We start from the raw sequence: 18,271 nt of genomic DNA on the forward strand, positions 1-18,271 counted from the left end.
GTCCTGCGGGGCGGGGTGGGGCGTGGGGGCTCCGGCTCCGGCTCCGGTTCCGGCTCCGGTTCCGCCCCTGCCCCTGCCCTTGCCCCTGCTCCTGGTTCCGATCCGGGGCGAGGGCCTGGCCCCGGATCGGGCTGCGGCCCCGACTCCGGCTGCGGCTCCGATTCAGGCTCCGGACCTGATTCAGGCTCCAGCTCCGGCGCTGGTTCTGGCCCCGATTCGGGCTCCGGTTCCGGCCCTGGCCCCGGCTTCGGTCCCCGTTCCCGAATCCGTTCTGGCTCCGGCCCTGGCCCTGGCCCCGCCCCCGGCTTCAGTTCCCGTACTCGCCCCAGTACCCGCCCCCGTTCCGGCCCCCGTTCCGGCTCCGGTTCCTCGGGGACGTCACCTGCGCTGACGGCCGCCCACCAGGGATCGTCGCGCGCCGTACGGGAGAAGTACGTACGGGTCACCCAGCGCGGACTGCCGGTGCCGCCCGTGCCGCCACGGACCTCCGTGATCCGGCGCAGATGCCCGGTCTCGGAGAGGAGGCGGAGCGCCGTACGCAGCGCGCACTGGCCGTAGTCCGGCAGCACCTTGGCCAGCGTCTTGACGGCGATGTCCGCGCCCTCGGGAAGCCGGTCGAGGTACGCGGCGATGGACGCCTCACGCGTCGGAAGGTGGGCGAAATCGGCCGGGCGACGCGGGCGTTGGTCCGGGGCGCTGCGTTTGCCGTAGCCGGGAGCGGCGGCGGGATGCGCGGGTGCGGGGACGGCTGCGGCTGCGGGTGCGCCTGCGGACGGGGCAGCGCTAAGGTCTTCGGTAGCCAAGAGATCGGGCCTTTACGATCTTGAAGGTCAGACCCCGGCCGGTGTTGGTAGCACCTGTCGGGGTTGTTTATTGCTGCGCACGCTAGACCGGTGCCACGGGGTGTGGCAAGCCGGTCACGAAACGTCATCAGTGTTGACAGGCGCGGGAGTTGGGGCGGGTGGGAGGGGGGTTCCACCGTCCCACCCATTCCTTGAAAACAGGGCTCGGAGCGCGGGGCCCGAAGCTCGACGCCCGAAGTCCGATGCCCGGAGCTCGGGGCTTGAGCGCCGGACCGGAGCGGGCGGCGGGTGGGGGCCGGCTCAGGAACGCCGGCGCGCGATCACCGGAGCCTCCCTCATCGCCCTGGTCCGATCCGGCGCCAGGTTCAAGAACGGCGTCCTGGTCGAGCGGGAGGAGGCCGGCGAGGCGGCATGACGGGCCCCTGCCCCAGCGGTCGGCTGATCAACGCGGCGCAGATCGGGCGGGGCAACGCCGCGGATGGGGGCGTTTTCAGCGGTCGCTCGTTGGGGCGAAGGGCCCGTCCAGGGCCGCCCATTGCAGGAGCAGGATGGTCTTGCCGTCGGTGATGCGTCCGTCGCGGGTCATGGCGAGGGCCTGGGCGAAGGGCAGTTCGAGGACTTCGATGTCCTCGCCGTCCTCCTCAAGTCCGCCGCCGGTCCCGGTCCGGTCGGCCGGTGTGTAGGGGGCGGCGAAGAAGTGGAGGCGTTCGGTGACGGAGCCGGGGCTCATGTAGGCGTCGAGGACATGGGTGAGCGGGCCGAGGGTGACGCCGAGCTCTTCGGCGCTCTCGCGTCGGATGGCGGCGGGCGGGTCGTCCGCGTCGAGCAGGCCCGCGGCGGCTTCGATGAGCATGCCGTCGGGGTGGTCATTGACATAGGCCGGGTAGCGGAACTGGCGCGTGAGCAGGACACAACCGCGTTCGGTGTCGTAGGGCAGGACGACGGCACCGTTGCCGCGGTCGTAGGTCTCACGCTGCTGGGTTTCCCAGCGTCCGTCGCGGCGGCGGTAGTCGAAGGTGGTGCGGCGCAGGACGTGCCAGCCCTGGGAGGTGAGTTCGATGTCGCGGACCCGGATGTCGGGGTTGCGGTCCAGGCCGCGTCCGGCCTGGTCGAGGCCGGTGCGGCCGCGGTGGTCGGGGGTGTCGATGCCCGAGCGGCTGATCACGCGGCCTCCCGCGGGGTGCGGCGGGGGATCTCGGCCACGTCGTGGTAGACGGGCAGGCCGCGGCGGCGGGCGGTGGCGACGTCCTGGTCGGCCCCGGCGGAGTTGCCGGGCAGGCGCAGTACGGCGTCGCAGCGCGCGAGCAGGCGATCGGCGGTCGGGTAGAGGACCTGGTCGGCGAGGGGTTCGGTGGGACCCGCGCCGGCGGAGCGCAGGACGGGCAGGGCGATCCACTCCCCGATCACGGGCAGGTGACCGGTGGCGAAGACGGGCCAGGCGGCGGCTTCGAGGCGGGCGAGGTTGGCGGCCATGGCCTGCGGGTCGCCGTCGGTGCCGGAGCGATAGGGGCCGGCGATGAGGATGAGCATGGGCTTGTCGGGCATGCGCGCTACGGTACATGCAGAAACGTGCAAGAACAGGAGAGAATACGGATGCTGGCTGCTGAACGGCGCGACCATCTGCTCGGCCTACTGGCCCGCGAGGGCAAGATCGTCGCCAAGGACGTCGCCGCCGGCCTGGGAATCTCCGAGGACAGCGTGCGGCGCGACCTGCGCGATCTTGCCGCCGAAGGACTGTGCCAGCGGGTCTACGGCGGCGCGTTGCCTGTCTCACCGGCGGCGGTGGACTACGCCGCCCGGCAGAGCGTGGCCCCGGACGGCAAGCGGAAGGTCGCCTCTGTGGCCGCCGCTCTGGTACGGCCGGGCGGCACGCTGATCCTCGACGGCGGCACCACCGCCCTCGCCGTCGCCCACGCACTCCCGCAGGACCTGGCCTGCACCGTGATCACTCACAGCCCGACGATCGCCGCGGCCCTGCTCGACCATCCGCAGGCGGAACTCTTCCTGCTCGGAGGCCGGATCTTCAAGCACTCGGCGGTCGCCTGCGGCGCCGCCGCGGTCGAGGCCGCGCAGAACATCTCCGCCGACCTCTGCCTGCTCGGCGTCACCGGCGTGCACCCCGAAGCGGGACTGACCACCGCAGACGCAGAGGAGGCCGCGATGAAGCGCGCCCTGGCCGCACGGGCCGCGGACACCTACATTCTCGCCTCCTCCGAGAAGATCGGCACCGCTTCACGGTTCCGCGTCCTGCCCTGGGAGAAAGTTAGCGGGCTGATCACCGACGCCGACCCTCACGACGCAGTCGTCGAGCAACTCAAAGCGCTCGGCCTGGAAGTCCTGCCAGCCGGCTGACAGCTACGAGCCAACACTGGATCGCGGACCGACTGGCGCGTGCCCAGCGCACCATCCCGCCACCACCATGGCTCAGCGATCCACAGGAATTGACAATTACTCCTTGCGAAGTGGCCGCCAGCGGAACGTGGAAGTGCTGTCGGTACGTGCCTGTCCGTAAATCGCAGGCGAGGCTGCTCGTGAGATGAACCTCTGCTCCGCCACTCTTACTCCGCCACTCTCGACAAGCCGCACCTCACCTCAGCGGATCTCTGTCGTCGCCACATCGCAGCAGCAGCATCGGAGAGCGAGAGCACATGCTGAGTGACTGGACTTCCTGCGCAGACGTTGAATACGCGACACCTCAACATGTGAGCCCACCAATCCACCGGGGGCCCATACGCGGCTATTCATACGCCAGGTATTCGCCTATCGGAGAGGGGATCAGACTCTGACCCGCTGCCCAAGCCGGGCACGTCCATCCGCTGAGTGCCGACCACGGACAGCAGACGCAGTGCCTCCGCCGACGGTGAGCCGGGGGCGGCGGTGTAAATGATGAGTTGCTGGTCGCGGTCGGCGATGTCCAGGACGTCGCAGCTGACGCTGACGGGGCCGACGAGGGGGTGTTCGAAGGTCTTGCAGAGGGTGGAGCGGGCGGTCACGTCGTGGGTGGCCCAGAGGCGGGCGAACTCCTCGCTGTGGGTGCGGAGTTCCGTGACCAGACCGGTCACCTCCGGGTCGCCGGGATAGCGGGCTGCGACGGCGCGCAGGTGCTGAGCCGAGGTCCGGGCGAACTCGTCCGCGTCCGAGACGCCGTACAGCCGCCGGCCGTGCGGGTACGGGCCGAGGAAGGCGCGCCGGATGAGGTTCCGGTCCCGGCGCGGCAGGGCGGAGAAGTCCTCCATCAGGGCGGCGGCCAGGTCGTTCCAGGCGATGACCTCGTACGTCGCCGACATCACGATCGCCGCGGCGTCCGGCAGCCGCCGCAGCAGGTCGACGATGCTCTGCCGTACCTCCCGCGAGGGCCCCGGCAGCGGTCCGGGCGGGGTGCCGGCGAGGTGGTAGAGGTGATCGCGTTCGGCGTCCGGCAGGCGCAGCGCGCGGGCGAGCTGGGCCAGCACCTCGCGGGAGGGGCGTGGGGCGCGGGCCTGCTCCATCCGCGTGTAGTACTCGGTCGAGATGAACGCCAGCTGCGCCACCTCCTCACGCCGCAGCCCCGGGGTGCGGCGCCGCACCCCGGCGGGCAGCCCCACGTCGGCGGGGGTGATGCGCTCGCGCCTGCTGCGCAGGAAGTCACCGAACTCTCGTCGTACTCGTCGATCCACCTCCCCAGTGTGCGCGGGCGCCGGGACGCCAGCCAGGTACTGCCGGTGCCTGGATGCGCGGAGCGGCCGGGCGCATGCTCGTCGGCATGAACAACACACCGATCACCTCCGCCGCAGCCTCGGGCCTGCTCACCGACAAGGCCGCCTTCATCACCGGTGCGGGTCGCGGCATCGGCGCCGCAGCGGCGCGGCTGTTCGCCCGGGAGGGGGCCCGGGTACTCCTCGCGGCACGTACGGAGGCCCAGCTCATGGCGGTGACGGAGGAGATACGGGCGGCCGGCGGCACCGCGGACTACGTGGTGTGCGACCTGGCCGACCCGGCGAGCGTCCGGGCCGCCGTCAACCGGGCCGTGGAGCTGTACGGCCGGCTCGACGTGGCCTTCAACAACGGCGCGACGGGTCAGCCGCCCGGCCCGATGGACCAGCTGTCGGAGGCCGATTTCGACGACGTCTGCGCTGTCAATCTCAAGGGCCCGTGGCTGGCCATGAACGCCGAGATAGCTGCCATCCGCGCTACCGCGAAGCGCGGAGCCATCGTCAACACCTCCAGCGTCGGCAGCCTGACGGGCAACCCCCAACTGCCCGTGTACGGCGCGACGAAGCGGGCGGTCAACAGCCTCACCGAGTCGGCAGCCGTCACCTACGGCCCGGAGGGCATCCGCGTCAACGCGATCGCGCCCGGCACCACGCTCACCGAGATGCTGCACGAGTGGGACGAGAGGTCGCCCGGCACCATCGAACAGCTCAACGCCCGGACCCCGCTGGGCCGCGCCGCCGATCCGGACGAGATCGCTCAGGCCGCCGCCTGGCTCCTCAGCGACCGTTCCTCCTATGTCACCGGCACGGTCCTCCGGGTCGACGGCGGTATGTACGCCTGAGGGAGGTCTGTCATCAGGCCCGCCGTTCTCACGAACGGCGGGCCATCGGCGTCAGGTCAGCTCTTCACGGGCGGAATGTCTGTCCCTGGGCGACGCCTTCGACGGCCGTCACATATGCCTGGGCGACTTCGGCGACGGGCGTGCCGCCGGTGTCGTCCGCGCCCATGCTCCGCAGGGTCTCCTTGATCCAGCCGGGGCTGATCAGGTTGATGCGCAGATCGCGGGGGAGTTCGCTCGCCGCGTTGCGGACGAAGCCCTCCAGCCCGGTGTTGATCAGCGCACCCAGCGAACCGCCGGGCAGCGGAGCGGTGAAGGTACCTCCGGTCAGCGTGATGGAGCCACCGGGTCGCAGATGGCGTACGGCTCGCCGGGCCAGCGCGACCTGGCCCAGCAGTTTGCCCCGCATCCCCGTGGCCATCTCCTGGTCGGTCGCCGACTCCAGCGAGACCAGGGGACCGTTGGCGGCGCAGCACACCACGGCGTCGAGGTCTCGCACCGTGTCGAAGACCGCGTCCAGCGTGGACGGATCGTCCAGATCCACCCGCAGTTGACCACTGCGCGATGCGCCGACCACCTGATGCGAAGCGTTCAGTGCGCTGACGACAGCGCTCCCGATGGTTCCTGTTGCGCCTATCACTAGTACCTTCACGGTGGTGAGCATGTCATCGGCGTCAAGGGAGCGCGCATCTTTTCTACGCCCGGAATCCAGGGAGCGGGGCGCGGAATCCGGAGCCCGGAGGCCGGGGTTCGGTGCCCGGCCCGTTCCGTCCGTGTCCCAGCACGCCGTTCCAGGCGAGGCGCGTTCTCCCAGGTCAGAGGTGATGGAAGCGTTCCTGCGTCCCTGATGTCCCGGCTCTCCTTGATCGGTCTTCCCGGGGCGGGTTTTCTCTAGGGGGCCGGTCACGAGGGGCCCGGTGATGAGGGGCCCGGTCACAGCGAACCTCATCCGCCGGACACGGCCTCACCACCCCCCACCGATCACGCCCACCGATCACATCCACCGAACTCGTCATCTCCAAGCACCACTTCATTCACGTCACCACGAGGGACTCCATGAACATCAAGCGCGCCACCAAGCCTCTGCTCGCCACCGTCACCCTGATCGGCGCCCTGTCCCTCACGGCCTGCAACATCGACATCAAGGAATCCGGCGGCGCGTCGGGCTCCTCGGCGTCCAACGCCCCGGCCGACAACGGCAACAGCGGTGGCAGTGGCAACGGCTCCAACGGCGGCAGCGGCAGTGGATCCGGCGGGAGCGGCGGCTCGAACGGTGGCAAGAGCCACGCCGGTGGCGGCAAGGTCGGCATCTGCCGCACCGCCAACCTGACCGTCACCGCCTCCGACAACACGACCGACAAGGAGACGGGCGTCGTCACCGTCGGGCTCAAGAACAAGGGCGGCAGCGACTGCTCCATCAGCGGCTTTGCGGGCGTCGACCTGAAGACGGGCGATGGCGACACCATCTCCGTGGACCGCAACGGCGACCAGGTCCACCCGGACATCCTCAAGAACGGCGAGTCCGCCGCCTTCAACATCACCTTCCCGTACAACAACACGGGCGGCAGCGGCGTACGCATCGCCAAGATCATGGTGACGGCCCCGAACGACACCTCGCAGGCCATCGTCGCCTGGCCCGCGGGTTCCCTGCCCGTCGACAACCCGGATGCCCCGAACAAGGGCGTGAAGCTGACGATCAGCCCGGCCACCAAGGCCAGCGACTCCCCGCGGGGCTGACGCACCCCCGGGATCCGTGCGGGGCGCCCGCGGGCCCGGCACACACAGAGCCCCGCTCCAGGTTCACCGGAGCGGGGCTTGGTGCGTGCCGGGGTGCGTGTTGCGGTGCGTGCCGACGTCTAACGTGTCACCACCGGTCGATGCCCATCGCCTTCGCCGCGCTGTGGATCGCGTTGTAGTGCGGAATCGACATATCCGACTTCTTCTGGTTCGCCGGAAGGTGCCGGTCGGCCTGCCGGAACTCGTCGCGCGCCGCGGCCAGCAGGCTGGTTCCGTAGCTGACCGGCACATCGTCCTTGCCGTGAACGGGATGCGATTTGGCCGCCGTCTGGCTCCCGGCGTTGGCCAGGATGCTCCGTGCCTGGTTGTACGCGGCCGGTTTGATCGTCTTCGGGTTGGCCGCTACCGCGTGCGAACTGGCCACCACAGGGGCGTTCTCGGTACCGATGGCGGCGGAAGCGGGGGCGACGGCCACTGCGATGGCTCCGACCGCTGCCGCTACGGCGAGCCCGGTCCGGACGATGAGTTTCATGCGATGCCTCTCTTGTACGGCGAAAGGATTCCGGTTGTTGCGGGAGGAATCCTTCCCGTCCGGGCAAAGGAGCTTTCGGCATCGCTGTCGAATGGTCCCTCGAACTTGATTCCTCGAATTTGGTTGCTCGGACTTGATCACGGGTTGCGGCGCGGTACGCCACTCGGCAACGGCCGCAGCATCGGGCATCGTTGTCCAGTAGGCCAACTGGCCCTCGCCCTAACGGGATTACCGTGTGCCCGGCCGACCGCTATCGCGTCTCCTCGGCCGGTGACGCGGCCCGCATCCACTCACGCCCGCATCCACTCACGCCCGAATCCAGTCACAGGAGCCCTCCACCATGCACACCTACGACGTCACAGTGACCACCACCGCCTCGCCGGAAATCGTCTGGAAGCTGCTGGTCGACGCCGCGAGCTGGCCGCGGTGGTCCAAGTTGGACAGTCTGGAAACGAAACGGTCGGCCGGCCTCGACCCCGGCGGCGACGACGCCGTCGGTGCCGTCCGGGCCTTCCGGACGGGACCCGTCGTGAGCGGGGAGCGGCTGACCGAGAAGGTCGAGCGACGACTCCTGGCCTACGAAGGCGCGTTCCACCCGGCGATGCGCAACTATCACGCGCGCATCGAGCTGACGCCGACAGCGAGCTCGGGCACGGTCATCCACTGGTACGGCGAGTACGAGACGAGCTGGCTGCTGCGCTGGGTCATGCCGCGCTTCCTCCGGAAGTTCATGCGGGGCACGGCGGAAGGGCTGGCCCGCTACGCCGAGGAGCCCGAGCCCGAGCCGGACCGGTGAGGCATAGGCCGCAGCCACGCCGCCGGTCCGCCCGTCACACCGGCCAGGAGTCGGCCGGATCGTCCAGCCACGCCCGCCGGCCTTCGGGCGTCACCGTGAGGCCGAACCGGGCGTGGTCCGGTTCGCCACGGCCGCCCCACCAGCGATGGGCCGCCTCCACCTCGTCCCACAGCCGGCGGGGACCGGACTGCCAGACGCGCGCCGTGTCCCCGTCCCGGAACTGCACGCACGCCCATGAGCGGTCCGTCAGCCCGTAGAACCACACCGGCCGCGCCCCGTCCCGCTTCTCCGCGACGACCTGGCAGCAGTCGCGCACGCGGAGTCCCAGCGCGAACCGCTGGGGGGCGAACCGCTCCCCGACGAACTCCGCTTCCGTGACGGCCGTGGACGACTCGTCGCCCTCGGCCACGCTGCCCGTGACGTACTCGCCGTGCACCACGGGCGGCAGGCGCTGCGCCCGGAGCTTCATGAACTCCACCGGCCCCGTGAACCTGCCCGACGCGCTGCCCCCGTCGTCGGCGACGACCAGCCGGGCCACGGCGTCGGCGTTGCTGTAGTGCGTGCCCCACGGGGTCACGATCACCGCGCCGGGGCGGCACTGCCGGACCCAGGCGAACGGGAGGGACCGCAGCCCGCAGGTGGCGATGATCCGGTCGTACGGAGCGCCCTCGGGGTGGCCCCGGAAGCCGTCGCCGTGGATGACGCGGACCGGCAGCCCGAACCGTTCGAGGGCCGCCCGCGCGGACTCGGCGACGGTGCCGTCCACCTCCACCGTCACGACGTTCTCCGCGCCGAGCCGGTGAGCCAGCAGCGCGGCGTTCCAACCGGTCCCGGTGCCGATCTCCAGCGCCCGGTGTGCCGGCCGTACGTCCAGGTCCCGGAGCATGCGGAACACGACGCCGGGCATGGACGCGGAGGAGGTGGGCACTTCCCCCGGCTCGGTCCCGGTGTGCCGGCCGTCGTCCCACTGCGTGACGACCGGGGCGTCGGATTCGGCGTACGCCTGCCACGCCGCCGGGTCATCCGCCCTGCTGACGGCGATGCTGCGGGCGGTACCCATGTCGAACGGCCACATGAGGCCGGGCAGGAACGCGGCGCGCGGTACGGCGGCGAACGCGGGTGCCCAGTCGGGCGACAGGGCGCCGTCGGAGACGAGGGAGCGTCCCAGCTCCGTACGACTGGGGTGTGCCTTGGGCGTGTTGGTGGTCACCGGCTCACGGTCTCAGACGTCTTCGTTGGACGCCGAGCCCAAGGCCCGCGAGTTCGCGCACCCGGCGGAATACCCCGCCGCGTCCAGCGGTTGCAGCCGTCGTTCTCAGACGGCGATTCGGCACGGGACGGTACGCATGGAGATCGGTGACATCGAAGTCCTTCCGATACGGGACGGGGTGGGGGTCGAGGCCGCGGCGGACATCCTGTCCCGTCCCGGTGTGGACGACCCGTGGGCCTGTCACCACGAGCACATGGAGGCGGACGGCACCCTGCGGTTGCCGTTCGGCGGTTTCTGCGTGCGTACCGGCGACCGGACGGTACTGGTCGATGCCGGTATGGGCCCGTACGACGACGGCAAGTACTCCGGGGGAGACATGCTGTCCTCCCTGGCCGCCGAAGGGATCGCCCCGGCGGACGTGACCGATGTGGTCTTCACCCACCTGCACGACGACCACATCGGCTGGGCCACGCGGGACGGCGTCGCCGTGTTCCCCGAGGCGACCTACCGCGTGCACCAGGCCGATTGGGAGCACTTCGTCACCGGTGAGAAGGCGCCGCCCGGCACGGTCGGGAAACTGTCGCCGCTCGGCAACCGCCTGGAGCTGTTCGACGCCGATTTCACGGTGGCGCCCGGTCTCGACGCCCGCCATGTGCCCGGCCACACGCCCGGTTCCACGGTGTACGTGCTCTCCTCCGGCGGCCGCCGCGCGCTGCTGCTCGGCGATGTGGTGCACTCGGTGGTCCAGTTCAGCGAGCGCGACTGGGAGGTGGTCTGGGACGTCGACCCGGCCGCCGCCTCGGCCGTACGCAACCGCATCGCGGACGAGTCCGCCGACACGGATGACCTGCTCGTCGGGGCGCATTTCCCGGACATGCGCTTCGGCCGGATCATCGCCGCCGACGGGAACCGCCGCTTCGTCGCCGTGTAGCCGTGCGGCGGATGCGGTGACCGCAACACGCGACACGCAACACGCAACACGCAACACGCGGCCCGGGGCTCGGTGTTCGAGCCCCGGGTCGGTGGGTGAGCAGGTGTCAGACGCTCTTCAGGCTGTCGCCCTTGACGCTGTCGACGAACGCCGACCAGGCCCCGCCCTGGAACACGAGCGCCGGACCGAGCGGCTGCTTGGAGTCCCGTACGGGGACGATGCCGGGGAAGTCATCGGCGACTTCGAGGCAGTTACCGCCGCTACCGCCGCTGTGGGTGGACTTGCGCCATTGGGCGGCGCCCGGAAAGCCGTGTGCCACCTCCAGGCAGTCGCCGCCATCGCCCCCGCTGTGGGTGGATTTACGCCACTGGGCTGCACCGGGGAAGTCGTGCCCGACTTCGAGGCAGTTGCCCCCGCTGGCATCGCTGTAGGTGGACTTGCGCCACTGGGCTGCGCCCGGGAAGTCCTGTGCGACCTCCAGGCAGTCGCCTCCGCTGCCTCCGCTGTAGCTGGACTTGCGCCAGTTCGCGGCGCTCAGGACGCTCGGGTCGTACTCACTGATCATGGGCAAATGCCTCCGCCGCTGACTCGATCAGGGCCAGAGACGCTTCCGGTGACAATGCGATGGCCCCGACGAGATCGTAGGACAGTTCATATTGCGCTACCGCTGCCGGATCGTCCACCAATCGTCCAGTGCTCAGACCCTGAAGGTAAGCCAGCGGGGGCGCATCGGTGAACGTCATCAGCTTCACAGGGCCTTCTAGTGCCATGTGCGCGCCCGCCGAGAACGGCATTACCTGCACGATGATCCGGTGCCGTCGGATGAGTGAGGCGATATGCCGCAGTGCCTCCGCCATGACCGCTGGGCCGCCAACGCTCCGACGTAGTACGGCCTCGTCAATCACGGGCCAGAACAGCGGGTTTGTTGGGTTGTCGAGGATTTGCGCCCGCTCCAGTCGGGCTGATACCAGTTCGTCGATTTCCTCTTCCGGCGCCGTCGGATGGTACGCACGGAAAACTGCCCGCGCGTACGCCTCCGTCTGGAGCAGGCCAGGGATCAGCAGCGGCGTGTACTCCTTGATGGTCACCGCAACAGCCTCGGCGTCCGCCGCCTCCGCGAAGTGATCCGGATACTTCGACTTCGTCGCGGCCTTGCAGTTCCGCTCGAAGTAACCGTCTGTCTTCAGGACCTCGTCAATCCGGAGGGCGTACTCCATCCGCATCCGCCGCGTCCCCGCCTCCAACTGGCCGATGAACGACCCGCTGACGAAGAGAGGGCTGCCCAATTGTTCCTGGGACAGCCCTGCCTTCTCCCGCTGGTGGCGTAGTTCGGCCCCGAGCATTGCGCGGGGTGATGAGGACGGGTCGAGTTTCTTTGGTCGGGTCATCGCAGCAACTCCCTGTAGCACACGTGTGGTTGTTGGGTCTGCGCCTCTGTCCAGATTAGCGGGGGAGCGACCACGCTGTGTGTGCAAGGCAAACACTCAGCGTGGAAGAGCTGAGCGTGGAAGAACTCGGTGCAGGGGAATCCGGCGTGGAAGAACTCGGCGTGGACGAACTCGGTGTGGAACGTATGGAGGGTGCGGCGATGGTGCGGGCGACGACGGCACGTGAGCGGGTGCGGGTGGCGGAGGTGGCGACCAAGGAACTGGGTTCCGTACTCCGGGCGTTGGGGATCACGCTGCCGTCGCTGGGCATCGATCCGGTGTCGCTCGCGAGCAGTTCCATGGCGCCGCTGGTCGAGCTGGGGCGCTGCAATCTCGCCACCGCCCATCGGCTCGCCGAGGTGCTGGCCACCTGTGTGCCGGGCGGTCCGGGGAGCGGGGCACCCGGCGGCGCGGAGGTCCGTACGGGGATCGGCGCGCAAGGTGGTGGGCAGGACGGGCCGCAGGTCGGCCCACGGGGGCAACGGCCGTGATTCCGGAGTGCGGCAGTTACGTCATGGACGGGCGGGACGGGCGGATCGGCGTGGTCATGGGCCATGAGGGGCCGTACGTCCAGCTGCGGCCGCCCGGGGGTGGCAAGGAGTGGGACTGCCCGCCGTACGCGTTGCGCGCGGCGGCGTCGTCGGCCGTGCTGACGGCCCGGGTCAAGGAGCTGAACTGGAAGAGCCGGATGCCGTGACGGGCGTCCCGCCGGGTGGGGCGTTCCGCCGGGTGGGGGTGGCGCCGCGCATCCGGCGGCGGTGCCCCCACCCGGCGGGATCGGGCGGGCGGGTGTACGTACGGTCAGACGCCCGCGGGTTGGGAGTCCGTGCCGGGCCGGTCGGACGCCGGGGCGGGGCCGTGGCCGGTGGCGGGGTCGGGAGCGGGGGAGCCGGGCGGCGGGGTGGCGCCGGTGGGCTCGGGGGTGGCGTTGAGGTCCGTCAGCATCTGCTTGCTGAAGCCGAAGAAGTACGTGGCCAGGAAGCCGATGACGTAGCCGACGAGCAGGCCGACGGCGTAGATGGCGATCGTGGTGCCGATGGCCTGATTGCCCTTGACCAGCGGGAAGAGGGCCCAGCCGGAGGGGCCGATGGCGGTGGAGCCGACGGCGTCACCGAGCTGGTTGAACAGGCCCACGAAGCCGCCGCCGAAGGCGCCGCCCACGCAGGCGGTGATGAAGGGGCGGCCGAGGGGCAGCGAGACACCGTAGATCAGCGGTTCGCCGACGCCCAGGAAACCGGCGGGGAGCGCGGACTTGATGGTCTTGCGCACCGAGCCGTTGCGCGGCAGGCGGAGGTAGACGGCGAGGGCCGCGCCGACCTGGCCCGCGCCCGCCATGGCGAGGATGGGCAGCAGGACGGTGTAGCCCTGCTCCTGGATGAGGGTGGTGTGGATCGGGATGAGGGCCTGGTGCAGGCCCAGCATGACCAGGGGGAGGAAGAGCCCGCCGAGGACGAAGCCGGCGAAGGCGCCGCCGGTCGCGAGGAGCCAGGTGGCGAAGGTGCCGATCGCGGTGGAGACCGCGCCCGCCACGTACATCAGGCCGAAGATCGTGACCAGGCCGGAGAGCAGGACCGTGAGCGTCGGGGTGACGAGGACGTCCAGCGCCTCGGGCACCCACCTGCGGCACCACTTCTCCACCTGGACGGCGAGCAGCGCGGCGGCCAGCGCGCCGAGCACACCGCCCTGTCCGGGCGAGAGCTTCTGGCCGAAGGCGGTGATGTTGGCGACGCCCGGGAAGACGATGATCGCGGCGACCGCGCCGCCGAGGATGGCGGTACCGCCGAACTCCTTGGCGGTGTTGTAGCCGACGAAGACGGCGATCAGCGACATGAAGCCGGAGGCCATCGCGGCGAGCGCCGGGACGACCGAGGGCAGCCAGCCGAGGTTCGTCAGCAGCCCGTTGATACCGGCGACGATGCCGCAGCCGATCAGGGCCGGGATCAGCGGGACGAAGATGTTGGCGATCCGGCGCAGGAAGAGCTTGACGGGCGTGGCGTTCTTGGCCTTCCGGCGGGCCTTGAGGGCGGCGCCCTGGGCGGCGAGTTCCTCGGCGCTGGTGGCGGTGGTGTGCGGGGGAGCGGGGGAGCCTGCCGGGTGCGGGTCTGCCGGGGCGGGGCCCTCGGGGGCGGCGGCGGCCGGTTCACCGGCGGTGGCGCGCGCCTCCTCGACCAGCCGCTCGAACTCCGGGGTGACCCGGGCGACCGTCCCGGGGCCCAGCACGATCTGGTACGTGTCGTCCTCGACCACACCCATGACGGCCGGCAGCGCCTTGAGCGCTTCGTCCTGGACCATGGAGCGGTGCTTGATACCGAGGCGGAGCCGGGTCATGCAGTGGGCGATGGAGGTGACGTTACGGGCGCCGCCGACGAGGGGGAGGATCGCGGCGGCGGTGGCGCGGTTCTTGTCTTCGGACATGTGCGGTGCCTTGCTGTGCGTGCAATGAGGGGGCTGGGGATCAGGGGGTCCGGGCGGCCTGGAGGGCGGCGCGGAGGTGGCCGTGCGAGTCGGCGAGGAGGCGGGCCGCGGCGGGCCCGTCGACCTCACCGAGGAGGGTCAGGATGGCGTTCTTCACCTCCCCGTCCGTCGCGGCGAGCGCGGCCTCGATCTCGTGGTCGGGGGCGCCGGTGGCGAGCGCGACGATGCGGCGCGAGCGGGCGCGCAGCTTCTCGTTGGAGGCGCGGACGTCGACCATCAGGTTTCCGTAGGTCTTGCCCAGCCGGATCATGGTGATGGTCGAGACCATGTTGAGCACCAGCTTCTGCGCGGTGCCGGCCTTCAGCCGGGTGGAGCCGGTGAGCAGCTCGGGGCCGACGACGACCTCGATGCCGTGGTCGGCGGCCGCGGCCAGTGCCGAACCGGCGTTGCAGGACAGGCCGACCGTCAGCGCGCCTAGGGCACGGGCATGCTCGACGGCACCGATGGCGTACGGGGTGCGGCCGGAGGCGGAGATGCCGACGACGGTGTCCCGGTCGGTCAGGCCGAGCGCGGTGAGGTCCGCGGCGGCCAGCTCCTTGCTGTCCTCGGCGCCCTCGACGGCGGTGACCATCGCGGACGGGCCGCCCGCGATCAGCCCGAGCACCTCGCCGGGGTCGGTGTTGAACGTCGGCGGGCATTCGCTGGCGTCCAGCACCCCGAGCCGGCCGGCCGTACCGGCGCCCGCGTAGATCAGCCGGCCGCCGTCGGCCATGCGGGCGGCGGCGCCGTCGATGGCGGCGGCGATCTGCGGGAGCTGCTCGGCGACGGCGGCGGGGACGGTGGCGTCCTCGTCGTTCATCGTCCGGGCGATCTCCAGGGTGGAGCGCCGGTCGATCTCGGCCAGCTCGGGCCGGAACGCCTCCGTGGTGAGCGTGTCCAGCTGGGCGCGGAGCTGGGCGTAGTCGGCGGTGGAAGTCATGGCGTGGCGGGCTCTTTCCGGACTCGTACGGCGGGGTGGCTCTGTGTGGGCGGTGAGCGTCGTGGTGCGTGGTGCCGGCGGTGGTGTGTGTGAGGTGCGGCGGGCGGTCGCTGGTCGGCGGTTGGGGGCCGGCGGCCGGTTCAGCGGCCGGAGCGTGGGGCGTGGCGGTGGGCGAGGGCTTCGTAGGACGCGGAGAGGGCGGGGGCCGCGGTCTCGTACGTACGCTGCGCGACGCCTATGAACAGGCAGTCCACGACCAGGAGCTGGCTCGTCCGGGACGACATGGCGGCCGGCCGCAGCTCGCTCTCGCGGGCGGTGGAGGTGGTCAGGACGAGGTCGGCGTACGAGGCGATCTCGCCGTCCGGGCGGCCGGTGATCGCGATCGTCGTCGCGCCGTGGTCGAAGGCGACCCGCAGGGGCTCTATGACGTCGGTCGTCCGCCCGGAGTGGGTGATCGCGATGGCGACGTCGCCGGTGCGCAGCTGCACGGCGTTGGTCACGGCGAGGTGCGGGTCGGCGTGCGCGTGGGCCATCAGACCGATGCGCAGCAGCTTCTGCGCGAGGTCCTGGCCCACGAGATTGGAGGCCCCGATGCCGTACACATCGATGCGGCGGGCCGCGACGAGGGCGCCGACGGCTGCTTCGAGCTGGGTGACGTCCAGCCCGGCGGCGGTGTCGGCCAGGCACTGCTGCTCCTCCTGGGCCAGCTTCGCGATGACATCGGTGAGGGAGTCGTCGACCGCTATGTCGGCGGTCACGACGGGCGCGCCGCCGGCCGCCTGCTGCGCGGCGAGCGCGGCGAGGGCCAGGCGCAGATCGCGGTAGCCGGGGTAGCCGAGCAACCGGGAGGTGCGCACGACGGTGGCCTCGCTGGTGCCCGTGAGCTCGGCGAGACCGGTGACGGTGAGGGCGGCGCAGCCCGCAGGGTCGCCCGCGACGGCCTCGGCGACCCGCTGCATGGAGCGGGTCATGGTCGGGCCGAGGGTGCGGACCTTGGCGGCCAGCGCGGCGGGGGCGGGCGGCGCCGGGGCCGGCCGGGTCTCGATGGACACGTCCTTGAAAGTTTCCTTCACGCTGCTGCTCACGACTGAAAAGTAATTTCAGCCATGCCTTCGCGTCAATACCCTTCGCGAGACCTGTGGACAGAGCGCACTCGCCCACCTCGGCCTGTGGACAACGTCGATGCCCGGCCGCGTCCGCGAGACAATGGCGGCATGGAGCTGGAACAGGCATTGCACGCCGCGCGGGCCCTGGTGCTCGCCGACCTGGTGGCGGACGAGGTCGCCGACGCCGACATCGTCTCGCTCGTCGAGGACGCGGTGGCGCACCGCAGGTGGTGGGTGGAGCAGTGGCCTGAAGGTGCGGCATTCGTCGCGGGACTGATAGCCCAGGACGTTCAGGACGCCCTCCTGGACCGGTACGGCCGCTGGCCGCTCTGCCCGGTGTGTACCGAATCCGGCGATCCGCACGCGCTCGAAGTGGAGCCGGAGTTGGGGCCTGATCCGCACTGGGTCTGCCCGAAGACGGCGATAGCGGTGGCGCGCGTGGGCCGGCTCGGTATGCCCGTGGAGAGCTGACATGACGAGCCCCGCCACGGCGAGCCCGGCCATGACGTGCCCCGCGGCGCTTCCGGAGGGCTGACGTGGCGATCTACATCGATCCGCCCACCTGGCCGGGGCACGGCCGGATGTGGTCGCACCTGGTCAGCGACGCCTCCTTCGACGAGCTGCACCACTTCGCGGCCGGTATCGGCACACCTCAGCGGGCCTTCGAGCGCGACCACTACGACCTGCCCGCGGAGCGTTACGGCGCCGCGGTCCGGGCCGGGGCGGTGGAGATCGGCAGCAAGGAACTCGTCCGCCGCCTGACGGCCGCCGGCCTGCGCCGCCCGAAGCACCGGCCGCCGCCGGGGGTGTGACGGCGCGGGCCCGGGGCGGGACCGGTGGCGGTCCGGGGCGAGAGGCTGCGGACCGGCGCGCCCTCCGGAGGTTCAACGGCCAGGTCCCGGCCCCGGAAGCACTCGGCCGCGGTCTCCCGGGGTCGGCGGCGCCCATGTGCGGCCACCGTCGCCCCCGGGAACCGTCACCGGCCCCATGAAACGGTCCCCGCCGCCTACCGGGCGGCGGCCAGCGCGGTCACCTCGGACCGGGCCGCGGCCAGCGAGTTCGCGGCAAACGGCCGGAAGTCGGCCAGGTGCGGGACGAGGCCGGCCATGGTCATCTCGGCGTTGACGAAATGGATGTTCTCCGCCGCCACCCCCTGCCGACCGAAGTACGCCCGCAGGTAGGGGTTTTGGAAGTCGCACGCCTCCAGCGGGGTGCCGGGTCCGTACGCGCCGCCCCGCGTGCTGATCACCACCACCCGCGTACCGTCCAGCAGGCCGGTCCCGGTATCCGGGTCGGTGAACGCCCCGGGGAAGCTCACCCGGTCGATCCATGCCTTCAGCGCCGCGGATATCGAGTAGTTGTACATCGGGGCACCGATCAGCACCGTGTCGGCCGCCAGGAGGTCGGCGATCAGCGGCCGGGTCAGCGCCCACTCCCGCTCCTCGGCCGGGCTCTCGGTCAGCGCGTCCACCTCGGCCGGTGGGACGAGGCCGTTGTGCTCCAGCCGTCGGCCGAGTGAGCAGTAGGCGGTATCCAGCGGCGGTACCGGGTCGGTGACCAGGTCCCGGTACCGGTAATCGGCCGGACCGTGCACGGACCGCCAGGTGTCCGCGAACAACGCGGTCAGCTGCCTGCCGATCGACTCCCCGGAACGATTGGCACCGGAATCCAGGTGCAGCAAGGACGGCATCGGTACTCCTGTCACGTCAACTGTGTTGCGTTCGTCAAGAGGGTGACGAAGCGGGACAGGGAAAGGTGACCGATGGACGAGCACGAGTCACCGGCGGAACGGGTCGAGGCACAG

At 70.9% G+C, this 18,271-nt stretch carries 21 protein-coding genes and 1 pseudogene; 9 read left to right on the forward strand and 13 right to left on the reverse strand.

Annotated elements, in window-relative coordinates:
- Positions 1–332 precede the first annotated feature (332 nt).
- The 3 genes and pseudogenes from IH09_RS40870 to IH09_RS22055 all read right to left on the reverse strand — a co-directional run.
- Positions 333–803 (reverse strand): annotated as a pseudogene (locus IH09_RS40870) (hypothetical protein); the annotation flags it as partial.
- A gap of 490 nt (positions 804–1,293) precedes the next feature.
- Positions 1,294–1,968 (reverse strand): NUDIX domain-containing protein, encoded by a 675-nt coding sequence (locus IH09_RS22050; protein WP_052859060.1) that lies wholly within the window; start codon positions 1,966–1,968, stop codon positions 1,294–1,296.
- Positions 1,965–2,348, reverse strand: a complete 384-nt coding sequence (locus IH09_RS22055; protein WP_052859063.1) for an NUDIX hydrolase — start codon at positions 2,346–2,348, stop codon at positions 1,965–1,967. Before IH09_RS22055 ends, IH09_RS22050 begins: the two co-directional genes overlap by 4 nt.
- 48 nt (positions 2,349–2,396) lie before the next feature.
- Between IH09_RS22055 and IH09_RS22060 the strand changes: the two genes are divergently transcribed.
- Positions 2,397–3,155, forward strand: a complete 759-nt coding sequence (locus IH09_RS22060) for a DeoR/GlpR family DNA-binding transcription regulator (protein ID WP_052859065.1) — start codon at positions 2,397–2,399, stop codon at positions 3,153–3,155.
- 389 nt (positions 3,156–3,544) lie between these two features.
- Here IH09_RS22060 and IH09_RS22065 read toward each other — a convergent pair whose 3' ends face one another.
- Positions 3,545–4,459 (reverse strand): MmyB family transcriptional regulator, encoded by a 915-nt coding sequence (locus IH09_RS22065; RefSeq protein ID WP_052859067.1) that lies wholly within the window; start codon positions 4,457–4,459, stop codon positions 3,545–3,547.
- A gap of 86 nt (positions 4,460–4,545) precedes the next feature.
- Between IH09_RS22065 and IH09_RS22070 the strand changes: the two genes are divergently transcribed.
- Positions 4,546–5,337: an SDR family NAD(P)-dependent oxidoreductase gene (locus tag IH09_RS22070; protein ID WP_190233375.1), complete on the forward strand. Its 792-nt coding sequence runs from the start codon at positions 4,546–4,548 to the stop codon at positions 5,335–5,337.
- 64 nt (positions 5,338–5,401) lie between these two features.
- Here the strand turns inward: IH09_RS22070 and IH09_RS22075 are convergent, their stop codons facing one another.
- Positions 5,402–5,986: a short chain dehydrogenase gene (locus tag IH09_RS22075; protein ID WP_052859194.1), complete on the reverse strand. Its 585-nt coding sequence runs from the start codon at positions 5,984–5,986 to the stop codon at positions 5,402–5,404.
- A 404-nt stretch (positions 5,987–6,390) separates the two neighbouring features.
- On the opposite strand from IH09_RS22075, the gene IH09_RS22080 reads away from it, so the two are divergent.
- Positions 6,391–7,071 carry a DUF4232 domain-containing protein gene (locus IH09_RS22080; RefSeq protein ID WP_052859071.1) on the forward strand — a complete coding sequence of 227 codons (681 nt, stop codon included), beginning with the start codon at positions 6,391–6,393 and terminating at the stop codon, positions 7,069–7,071.
- A 127-nt stretch (positions 7,072–7,198) separates the two neighbouring features.
- Here IH09_RS22080 and IH09_RS40080 read toward each other — a convergent pair whose 3' ends face one another.
- A complete protein-coding gene (locus tag IH09_RS40080; protein ID WP_205379264.1) occupies positions 7,199–7,603 on the reverse strand; it encodes a hypothetical protein in 405 nt (134 codons plus the stop codon).
- 340 nt (positions 7,604–7,943) lie between these two features.
- Here IH09_RS40080 and IH09_RS22090 point away from each other — a divergent pair, with 340 nt between their 5' ends.
- Positions 7,944–8,399 (forward strand): SRPBCC family protein, encoded by a 456-nt coding sequence (locus tag IH09_RS22090; protein WP_052859074.1) that lies wholly within the window; start codon positions 7,944–7,946, stop codon positions 8,397–8,399.
- Between the two features lie 34 nt (positions 8,400–8,433).
- Here IH09_RS22090 and IH09_RS22095 read toward each other — a convergent pair whose 3' ends face one another.
- Positions 8,434–9,609 carry a methyltransferase domain-containing protein gene (locus tag IH09_RS22095; protein WP_052859076.1) on the reverse strand — a complete coding sequence of 392 codons (1,176 nt, stop codon included), beginning with the start codon at positions 9,607–9,609 and terminating at the stop codon, positions 8,434–8,436.
- Between the two features lie 136 nt (positions 9,610–9,745).
- Here IH09_RS22095 and IH09_RS22100 point away from each other — a divergent pair, with 136 nt between their 5' ends.
- Positions 9,746–10,540 (forward strand): MBL fold metallo-hydrolase, encoded by a 795-nt coding sequence (locus IH09_RS22100; RefSeq protein ID WP_052859077.1) that lies wholly within the window; start codon positions 9,746–9,748, stop codon positions 10,538–10,540.
- A gap of 106 nt (positions 10,541–10,646) precedes the next feature.
- Here IH09_RS22100 and IH09_RS37695 read toward each other — a convergent pair whose 3' ends face one another.
- Both IH09_RS37695 and IH09_RS22110 read right to left on the reverse strand, forming a co-directional pair.
- The gene (locus tag IH09_RS37695) at positions 10,647–11,105 is read right to left on the reverse strand and encodes a DUF397 domain-containing protein (RefSeq protein WP_172450457.1); all 459 of its coding nucleotides are present in this window, start codon (positions 11,103–11,105) and stop codon (positions 10,647–10,649) included.
- Positions 11,095–11,928, reverse strand: a complete 834-nt coding sequence (locus tag IH09_RS22110) for a helix-turn-helix domain-containing protein (protein ID WP_052859079.1) — start codon at positions 11,926–11,928, stop codon at positions 11,095–11,097. The genes IH09_RS37695 and IH09_RS22110 overlap by 11 nt, the downstream gene beginning before the upstream one ends.
- 101 nt (positions 11,929–12,029) lie before the next feature.
- On the opposite strand from IH09_RS22110, the gene IH09_RS40085 reads away from it, so the two are divergent.
- A complete protein-coding gene (locus IH09_RS40085; RefSeq protein WP_240150509.1) occupies positions 12,030–12,458 on the forward strand; it encodes a hypothetical protein in 429 nt (142 codons plus the stop codon).
- Positions 12,459–12,481: 23 nt separating this feature from the next.
- On the forward strand, positions 12,482–12,664 hold the full coding sequence (locus IH09_RS22120; protein ID WP_052859081.1) for a hypothetical protein: 183 nt from the start codon (positions 12,482–12,484) through the stop codon (positions 12,662–12,664).
- Positions 12,665–12,768: 104 nt separating this feature from the next.
- On the opposite strand, the gene IH09_RS22125 is transcribed toward IH09_RS22120, so the two are convergent.
- From IH09_RS22125 to IH09_RS22135, 3 genes are all read right to left on the reverse strand, one after another.
- Positions 12,769–14,382 (reverse strand): PTS transporter subunit EIIC, encoded by a 1,614-nt coding sequence (locus IH09_RS22125; protein WP_052859084.1) that lies wholly within the window; start codon positions 14,380–14,382, stop codon positions 12,769–12,771.
- 40 nt (positions 14,383–14,422) lie between these two features.
- Entirely contained in the window at positions 14,423–15,361 is a 939-nt protein-coding gene (gene murQ / locus IH09_RS22130) for an N-acetylmuramic acid 6-phosphate etherase (protein WP_052859086.1), read from the reverse strand.
- A gap of 140 nt (positions 15,362–15,501) precedes the next feature.
- On the reverse strand, positions 15,502–16,446 hold the full coding sequence (locus IH09_RS22135; protein ID WP_052859089.1) for a MurR/RpiR family transcriptional regulator: 945 nt from the start codon (positions 16,444–16,446) through the stop codon (positions 15,502–15,504).
- Between the two features lie 129 nt (positions 16,447–16,575).
- Between IH09_RS22135 and IH09_RS22140 the strand changes: the two genes are divergently transcribed.
- Together IH09_RS22140 and IH09_RS22145 are read left to right on the forward strand one after the other, a co-directional pair.
- On the forward strand, positions 16,576–16,938 hold the full coding sequence (locus IH09_RS22140) for a hypothetical protein (RefSeq protein ID WP_052859090.1): 363 nt from the start codon (positions 16,576–16,578) through the stop codon (positions 16,936–16,938).
- Between the two features lie 65 nt (positions 16,939–17,003).
- Positions 17,004–17,279 (forward strand): DUF4031 domain-containing protein, encoded by a 276-nt coding sequence (locus IH09_RS22145; RefSeq protein ID WP_052859092.1) that lies wholly within the window; start codon positions 17,004–17,006, stop codon positions 17,277–17,279.
- A 194-nt stretch (positions 17,280–17,473) separates the two neighbouring features.
- Here IH09_RS22145 and IH09_RS22150 read toward each other — a convergent pair whose 3' ends face one another.
- The gene (locus IH09_RS22150) at positions 17,474–18,157 is read right to left on the reverse strand and encodes an FMN-dependent NADH-azoreductase (protein ID WP_052859094.1); all 684 of its coding nucleotides are present in this window, start codon (positions 18,155–18,157) and stop codon (positions 17,474–17,476) included.
- Between the last annotated feature and the right edge of the window lie 114 nt (positions 18,158–18,271).

It is taken from the genome of Streptomyces celluloflavus (assembly GCA_000720995.1).
Classification (GTDB): domain Bacteria; phylum Actinomycetota; class Actinomycetes; order Streptomycetales; family Streptomycetaceae; genus Streptomyces; species Streptomyces celluloflavus.